The 1065-nt window shown below is 68.5% G+C and carries 2 protein-coding genes; both read left to right on the forward strand.

Annotation, left to right across the window (positions count from 1 at the left end; all coding sequences use genetic code 11):
• The first annotated feature begins 86 nt into the window (after window positions 1-86).
• The gene (gene tnpA, locus BSZ14_RS18740) at window positions 87-509 is read left to right on the forward strand and encodes an IS66-like element accessory protein TnpA (RefSeq protein ID WP_076712054.1); all 423 of its coding nucleotides are present in this window, start codon (window positions 87-89) and stop codon (window positions 507-509) included.
• Window positions 506-862 carry an IS66 family insertion sequence element accessory protein TnpB gene (gene tnpB / locus BSZ14_RS18745; protein WP_076712055.1) on the forward strand — a complete coding sequence of 119 codons (357 nt, stop codon included), beginning with the start codon at window positions 506-508 and terminating at the stop codon, window positions 860-862. Before tnpA ends, tnpB begins: the two co-directional genes overlap by 4 nt.
• Window positions 863-1065: the final 203 nt, after the last annotated feature.

Consider the following 1065-nt stretch of genomic DNA (forward strand, 5'->3'; position numbering starts at 1 on the left):
GTAAGCGCTGTTGCGCGGTCACCTTGCTGATGGCGGCATAACCGGGGACGGATTGGCCTTTCTGGATAGCAGCAAGGCCTACAGCCATGACGATGTCATGTGACGATACTGGCACGAGGCCGGTTCGGTTCGAGGTGTTCACGGGGGCGGGCCGGCGTCGCGAGTGGAGCGATGAAGCCAAGGCGGAGATGGTCGCGGAGAGCCATGCCGGACTGGAAAGCGTGAGCGCGGTAGCAAGGCGGCACGGGCTGTGCCCGTCACAACTGTTCACCTGGCGGCGCGAAGCGCGCAAGGCAATGGAGGCGGGAGCGCCGTTGTTCGTGCCCGCCATCGTCGGGGCGGTACCGGATGCTGTTGTTCCTGCGCGAGCGGTGCGACGACGTGCCCGGCAGCCTCGTGCCGACGGCATGGTCGAGCTGGAGATCGACGGCGTGGCGGTGAAGATCGGACGCGGCGCGGACGTCGATGTCATTGGCGCGGTGATCGGCGCCTTGAGGCGTGCGCGTTGATCGGTCCGGGGAGCGACGCGCGGGTGATGGTGGCGACCGCGCCGGTGGATTTTCGTAAAGGTGCGGACTCGCTCGCGACGCTGGTGAAGGCGCAGTATGGCGCCGACCCGTTCTCGGGCGTGGTGTACGTGTTCAGGGCGAAGAAGGCGGACCGGGTGAAGTTGGTCTGGTGGGACGGCACGGGGCTGTGCCTGATGGCCAAGCGCCTTGAGCAGGGCGGCTTCCGCTGGCCGGGCATCCGGGACGGCGTGATCCGGCTCACGGCCGCGCAGATGGCGGTTTTGCTGGAGGGTGCGGACTGGCGCCGGGTCCATGGTGGTCGCAAGCCCGTGCCGCCGCAACTGCCCGGTTGACGCCGCGGGGGCGGACTGATTCACTCGTCCGCGATGCTGATCGAGGCTGACCTTCCTTCCGACCCGCAAGGCCTGCGCGACATGCTCGCCGCGACCATGGCCGAGCTTGCGGCGCTGCGGGTCGCGGGCAAGGAAACGCAGGCGCAGATCGATGACCTGCGCGCCGAGCGGGCAGCGACCCGCGCCGAGATCGTGCGGCTGAA

Origin of the sequence: Sphingomonas sp. Sph1(2015), from assembly GCF_001970915.1 — a bacterium.
GTDB lineage: Bacteria > Pseudomonadota > Alphaproteobacteria > Sphingomonadales > Sphingomonadaceae > Sphingomonas > Sphingomonas parapaucimobilis.

Bases quoted from the DNA above. Each gene is read 5' to 3' on its own strand.
- tnpA (WP_076712054.1), top strand. From the start codon at position 87: ATGACGATGTCATGTGACGATACTGGCACGAGGCCGGTTCGGTTCGAG.